A 7311-nucleotide genomic window follows, 5' to 3' on the forward strand; every position below is an offset into this window, starting at 1 on the left:
TCTAAATTTTACTACTTTTAGCCTTTAAAAAAAACAGAATGAAGAAAATTTCGAGCTTAATCGTTTCCCTATCTATCTTATCCCTCTCTACTGTTTCGGCTCAAACAAAAAAAATAAATACAATAACTAAGGCATTCCCGGCCGAAGTGGCAAGACCAAAATTAGTTGTTGGTTTGGTGGTTGACCAAATGCGTTGGGATTACTTATACCGATACTATAACCGATATTCAAACGGTGGATTTAAAAGATTAATCAACGAAGGGTTCTCGGTTGAGAATACCTTTATACCATATACACCAACCTACACGGCTGTTGGTCATACAACCATTTATACTGGTTCAGTCCCGGCAATTCACGGAATTATAGGCAACGACTGGTATAATTCTGAAACCAAAAAGAACGTCTATTGTACCGAAGACTCAAGTGTTGTCACGGTAGGGAGCACGCCATCCACTGAAGGAAATATGTCGCCAAAAAACTTACTGGCAACTACAATTACGGATGAATTAAGATTAGCGACCAACTTTAAAGGAAAAGTGATTGGAATTTCGCTAAAAGACAGGGGTTCCATTCTACCAGCTGGCCATGCTGCAAATGCAGCCTATTGGTATCAGGGTAGTACGGGAAACTGGATTACCAGCTCTTATTATATGAAAGAAGTTCCTGCCTGGATTGCTGATTACAACAAGCTAAAGCTGGCCAATAAATTTTACGCTAAAAACTGGGAAACCTTAAACCCAATAAATACTTACATAAATAGCACGGCTGACCAAAAAGATTACGAAGGCAAAGCAAGTACATTCCCGCACCAGCTTACACAATACATTGATAAAAATTTCGACGCTGTAAGAAGTACGCCATATGGGAATACAATTACGCTCGACTTAGCCAAACTGGCTATTTTATCAGAAGATCTTGGTCAGGATAACATTACAGATTTCCTGGCGGTGAGCTGTTCAGCAACAGATTATGTTGGGCATGCTTATGGGCCGAACTCCATTGAAGCAGAAGATACCTATCTTCGATTGGATAAAGATTTCGAGGAGTTTTTTAACTACCTGGATAAAAAAGTTGGTAAAGGCAATTATACGGTATTCTTAAGTGCAGATCATGGCGTTGCCCATGTCCCTGGTTTTATGAAGGAAAATAAACTTCCTGGAGGCACAGTAAGCGATAGAGACATTGTTTTTAAACTGAACAGTTTTTTAAATGATAAATTTAAGGTAAATAATGTTGTGTTGAAATCCATGAACAATCAAATCATCTTTGATCATGATAAAACAGATAATGGAACAGTTAGCTTTGATGTAATAAAATCAGCATCTATTGAGTTCTTAAAAAGAATGGATGGTTTTGCAAACGTCGTTGACATATCAAGAATCGCAATGGCTACAATCCCGGAAATTCAAAAGACAATGATAACTAATGGTTACAATGCCCGAAGAAGTGGAGATTTATACTATATTTTAGATCCTAACTGGTTTAATGGAGGCAGCACCGGAACCACGCATGGAAACTGGAATCCTTACGATGCCCATATTCCATTGGTATTTATGGGTTGGGGTATAAAACCAGGTGCATCTAACAAAACACATTATATGACTGATATTGCACCAACTCTGGCTGCATTGCTTCACATCCAAATGCCAAATGGTTGCGTTGGAGAACCAATAACAGAAATAACAAACAAATAATTTAAGAAACTATGCTTCACCGGCATAGTTTTTTTGTTTATACAGGTAAACACTAAGATGATCTCAGGTGACTTAGGTGGTGATAAAATATAAACGACTAGTTTATCCTGAACCACCTTAGTCACCTTAACACAACCTGAGATTCGATCTAGTAATTTTGCGTTACGGCTTTCATGTTTTTAATGCCTTATATGGTAGAAATCATAATTTTTTTTTGATGATTAACATATACTGCCGACAAACTCACGCCCATGCTCGAATTGGACGAATGCAGGCAATCCTTCCAATTTATACCAGAACCTTAAACTTCACTTGTGATGCAAATTCGATGATATCAGTTGGCTTAACCCTTGTATTTATAACTGAACTAAAAGCCATAACAGTATAGGGTATTCGTTATTTAAGCAGCTTATTTTAGTACATTTGCCTACCAAATATATTTGGAAACAAGGATTGATAATCAGAGCACATCGACCCTTAAAATCCCATAGTATGCAACAAGTAGAAATATACAAACCCAAAAATAAAATCCGTTTTGTAACCGCTGCCTCCCTTTTCGACGGACACGATGCCACGATTAACATCATGCGCCGTATCCTTCAGTCTTCAGGTGCCGAGGTCATCCATCTTGGTCACAATAGATCGGTTGATGAAGTGGTAAATTGTGCTATCCAGGAAGATGTTCAGGGCATTGCAATGACTTCGTATCAAGGGGGGCACATAGAATATTTTAAGTATATGTTCGACTTGCTTCAGGAGCGGGGTTCAAGGCACATCAAAATATTTGCAGGTGGTGGCGGCGTAATTTTGCCCACCGAAATAGCAGAACTTGAAGCTTATGGGATTTCGAAAATCTATTCTCCTGACGATGGAAGAAGAATGGGTTTACAGGGAATGATTAATGATATGTTAGAAAAAACGGATTTCGTTACTAAATCTAGCATAACTGATGAATTAAATACCATTCCGAGAAAAGACATAAAAGCAATTGCAGGAGCGATAACCGTAGCAGAAAATGATCCGGAGGGCACACAAAAATTTGTTGAAGAACTTAAACAACTGTCGGTAAATAACAGGGCACCCATTTTAGGTATTACCGGAACAGGCGGTGCGGGAAAATCATCGTTAGTAGATGAATTGGTACGTAGATTTTTAGTCGAAGTAGAAGATAAAACACTGGCAATAATTTCCGTCGACCCGTCGAAAAGAAAAACCGGAGGCGCATTGCTAGGCGATCGAATCCGCATGAATGCCATTAATAATCCAAGGGTTTACATGCGTTCCCTGGCAACCAGGCAGGCAAATTTAGCGCTTTCTAAAAATGTTCAGGAAAGTATCGATATCTGTAAGGCTGCCGGTTATGATTTGATTATTGTCGAAACCTCCGGAATCGGACAATCTGATACAGAAATTACTGAACATTGTGATGTTTCTTTATACGTAATGACACCAGAATTTGGTGCAGCAACACAATTGGAAAAAATTGATATGCTCGACTTTGCTGACTTGGTTGCAATCAATAAATTCGATAAAAGAGGTGCACTGGATGCGCTACGTGATGTCCGTAAACAATACAAGCGCAACCATAATATTTTTGATGCTAAAGACGAAGAAATTCCGGTGTATGGAACTATGGCTTCACAGTTTAACGACCCCGGCATGAACAACTTATTTGTTGCCTTAATGGAGCAGATAAAAGCTAAAACGGGAACGGATTTCAAGGCCAAAATGGAATTAACTGCCGAGCAGTCCGAAAAAATTTATATTATACCTCCTGATAGAATTCGTTATCTGGCTGAAATTGCCGAAGCCAGTCAAACTTATAACGAATGGGTTGATAAACAAAGTTCCATCGCCAGGAAAATGTATCAACTGAAAGGTGTGATGGATTTACTAAATGATAATAATGTCCCTCTTCCAGAGGGTTATCCACAGGACGGGGTATTAAAAAATTTAAATACAACCTACGCCTATTTCGAAGAACAACTGGATGGCGAATGCAAACGACTGTTACGCCAATGGCCGGAAACCAAGAAAAGTTATAAGGAGGCCTTTTTCATTTATAAAGTACGTGATAAGGAAATTAAGCTGCCACTTTTTTACGAATCGCTTTCAAAATTAAACATCCCTAAAGTCTCTCTACCGCGTTATGAAGATTGGGGCGATATTCTTCGGTGGCTATTAACTGAAAACCTTCCTGGAGAATTCCCATATGCTGCAGGTGTTTTCCCTTTGAAACGCGAAGGAGAAGATCCCACACGTATGTTTGCTGGTGAAGGCGGCCCTGAGCGCACAAATAAACGCTTTCATTATGTGTCATTAGGTCAGCCTGCTCACAGGCTGTCGACCGCTTTCGATTCTGTTACGCTTTACGGTGAGGACCCACACATTCGCCCTGATATTTACGGCAAAATTGGAAACTCCGGCGTAAGTATTGCGACTTTAGATGATGCCAAGAAATTATATTCTGGTTTCGATCTTTGTGCGCCATCTACTTCCGTGTCCATGACAATTAATGGTCCGGCACCCATGCTTTTAGGCTTTTTCATGAATGCGGCAATCGACCAGCAGTGTGAAAAATACATAATAGAAAACGGATTGGAAAAGGACGTGTCTGAAAAAATAGATGGGATTTTTAAAGATAAGAACATTAAAAGGCCTGTTTATAACGGTGCTTTACCGGAAGGAAATAATGGTTTAGGATTGATGCTTTTAGGTTTGACAGGTGACCAGGTTCTACCTGCTGATGTTTATGCAAAAATTAAAGCTTATGCAATCAGTTCAGTCAGAGGTACAGTACAGGCAGATATTTTAAAAGAAGACCAAGCACAAAACACCTGTATTTTCTCAACAGAATTTGCATTAAGAATGATGGGCGACATTCAGAAATATTTCATCGATGAAAAAGTACGTAACTTTTATTCTGTTTCCATTTCAGGCTATCATATAGCAGAAGCGGGCGCAAATCCAATTTCACAGCTGGCTTTTACCCTGAGTAACGGATTTACATTTGTAGAATATTACTTAAGCCGCGGCATGCATATAGATGATTTTGCGCCGAATTTATCTTTCTTCTTTTCCAATGGAATCGATCCGGAATACGCCGTTATTGGTCGCGTAGCAAGACGTATCTGGGCGAAAGCTATAAAAAATAAATATAAAGGAAATGACCGTTCGCAAAAACTAAAATACCACATTCAAACATCCGGACGTTCTTTGCACGCCCAGGAGATAGATTTTAACGACATTCGTACCACATTGCAGGCATTATATGCAATTTATGACAATTGCAATTCCCTACATACCAATGCCTACGATGAAGCCATTACCACGCCAACGGAAGAATCCGTACGAAGGGCAATGGCCATCCAGCTTATTATAAATAGAGAACTGGGATTGGCTAAAAATGAAAACCCGTTGCAGGGTGCATTTATTATTGAAGAACTAACTGATTTGGTTGAGGATGCAGTATTGGAAGAGTTTCGGCGGATTAACGACCGTGGCGGTGTTTTAGGTGCAATGGAAACCATGTATCAACGTGGAAAAATACAGGAAGAAAGCTTGTATTACGAAACACTTAAGCATACAGGAGAATATCCTATCGTTGGGGTAAACACCTTTCTTAATAAGAATGGCTCTCCAACAATTGTTCCTGGTGAAGTTATCCGTGCTACTGAAGAAGAAAAGCAGTACCAGATAGAAACCTTAAAAGCTTTCCAGGATCGGAATGAAGACCATGCGTCGCAACTTCTAAAAGAACTGCAAAAAGCAGCAATTGCAGGTGATAATATTTTCGAACAACTGATGGAAGTTTGTAAAACTTGTTCTTTAGGACAAATCAGCAAAGCACTATATGAAGTTGGTGGCCAGTATCGCAGAAATATGTAAATTAAAAAAAGCCATGATTAAAAATCATGGCTTAAAATATTTTATATTAACTAACAACTAAACATTAACCCGCTATCCAACTGAATTTATAATCAATTGTAGGGTTTTTCATTCTTTCTGCAACACGAAGTAAGCGCGACGGCAAGTTCATAATGTAATCACGAGCCTTTTCACCTGCGTCATCTAAATCACGCATACCTTCAATTTTCCAATCGATAATCAATTGCTGCATAATCTCTACATAATCGACTGCTGTGTAGACACCTAATCGCTGAGCCGCATCAGTAAAATGGCCAAAAGTTTGCCCAATTTTTAATCCTACTTCACGTAAAAAATGCGCAGGCATAACAATTTTCTTACGCATCATGTCTTCGAAAGCTAACATTGCCTCATTTGGATCAACCTCAAAAATGCGGTTCATAAAGTCTTTGTAAGCCTTGGCATGTCGGGCTTCATCCGAAGCGATAACGCCGCACATCTTTGATAACAAAGTGTCACCGTCTTTTTTTGCCAAAGATGCCACTCTTCTATGAGAAACATTAGTTGCTAACTCCTGAAAGCTGGTGTAAATGAAATTTCTATATGGATCATGCCCTGTTCCGATATCAAAACCATCAGCAATTAAATACTGCGTAGAAATTTCCATTTGTCGCATATCGACACGGCCAGAAAGATATAAATACTTATTTAATAAATCACCATGACGATTTTCTTCAGCTGTCCAATGACGAACCCACTTCATCCAACCACCTTCTTCATCTTTGCTATGTCCATCAACCATAGCTAACCACGACTCATAAGTAGGCAATGCCTCTTCAGTAATCGTATCACCTATTAAGACAGCCACTAAATCGTACGAAAGGTCTTTAGCACTGTCTCTTAAGTTTCTAATATCTTGATAAAATGTTTCACTTGTGGAGTCAGGTAAGAAATCTGAAGGTTGCCAATTAGTATCAATTGGCTTCAAATAGGTACCCATAGATTCCAGCATATATTTTTCAATATGCACCATTACTTCCCGTCTTTTATCTGCAAAAAAACTCATTATTATATTTATATGTGTTGTTAACAAAGATAACCAAATATTGTGGCAAACCTTATAATATTAACACAAATGCCAATAATGAGTTTTATTATAATTAAGTTTACTAGTTTTTATTGTTAATAAACTGCTTTTACCACTGGGTTTAATAGCCGTTCTACAATTAGCGACTAATATGTGCTTACTATTATTGTCAGCTTAAAATATCAGAAAACGAACGTGAGCATTCCATAGCTTTTTCAGTCCCGTTGTATGCTGCAATCTTTTCGGGAAGAGGTTATTCAGGAAGAAGGAAGTTTGTTTATAGCCCGAAAAGGATTTCCGCTGNAGCATTCCATAGCTTTTTCAGTCCCGTTGTATGCTGCAATCTTTTCGGGAAGAGGTTATTCAGGAAGAAGGAAGTTTGTTTATAGCCCGAAAAGGATTTCCGCTGCCACCGGGTTTAGCTATTAGGGTTTTGTGGTTCCTTCAGCAGGCCTGTTACCTGCGAATCGCATATCGTTCGTTGTTCGCTTTTTGTTTTGCGCTTTGGTCTTTGGTCTTTAGACGGTGTTCTTTGGTCTTTCTGCTTTAGTCTTTGAGCTTAAGTTTATTAAACCAAAAAACCCCTGCAGTTGTTACTGCAAGGGCTTGAGGTTAAACGCCTGTTAGAGGCTTTTAAGATTTGGCACCGACCTACTCTCCCAC

At 39.0% G+C, this 7311-nt stretch carries 3 protein-coding genes; 2 read left to right on the forward strand and 1 reads right to left on the reverse strand.

Going from position 1 to position 7311, the window contains the following annotated elements:
* The first annotated feature begins 38 nt into the window (after positions 1–38).
* Positions 39–1694 carry an alkaline phosphatase PafA gene (gene pafA / locus ASF92_RS08810; protein ID WP_056090979.1) on the forward strand — a complete coding sequence of 552 codons (1656 nt, stop codon included), beginning with the start codon at positions 39–41 and terminating at the stop codon, positions 1692–1694.
* Between the two features lie 492 nt (positions 1695–2186).
* Complete coding sequence (locus tag ASF92_RS08815; RefSeq protein ID WP_056090982.1) at positions 2187–5582, forward strand: methylmalonyl-CoA mutase family protein; 3396 nt, start codon at positions 2187–2189, stop codon at positions 5580–5582.
* A 64-nt stretch (positions 5583–5646) separates the two neighbouring features.
* Here ASF92_RS08815 and ASF92_RS08820 read toward each other — a convergent pair whose 3' ends face one another.
* Positions 5647–6627 (reverse strand): acyl-ACP desaturase, encoded by a 981-nt coding sequence (locus tag ASF92_RS08820; protein ID WP_056090986.1) that lies wholly within the window; start codon positions 6625–6627, stop codon positions 5647–5649.
* Positions 6628–7311: the final 684 nt, after the last annotated feature.

Source organism: Pedobacter sp. Leaf176 (assembly GCF_001424305.1).
Classification (GTDB): Bacteria; Bacteroidota; Bacteroidia; order Sphingobacteriales; family Sphingobacteriaceae; genus Pedobacter.

Coding starts and splice junctions, on each gene's coding strand:
- pafA (WP_056090979.1), top strand. CDS start 39: ATGAAGAAAATTTCGAGCTTAATCGTTTCCCTATCTATCTTATCCCTC.
- ASF92_RS08815 (WP_056090982.1), top strand. CDS start 2,187: ATGCAACAAGTAGAAATATACAAACCCAAAAATAAAATCCGTTTTGTA.
- ASF92_RS08820 (WP_056090986.1), bottom strand. CDS start 6,627: ATGAGTTTTTTTGCAGATAAAAGACGGGAAGTAATGGTGCATATTGAA.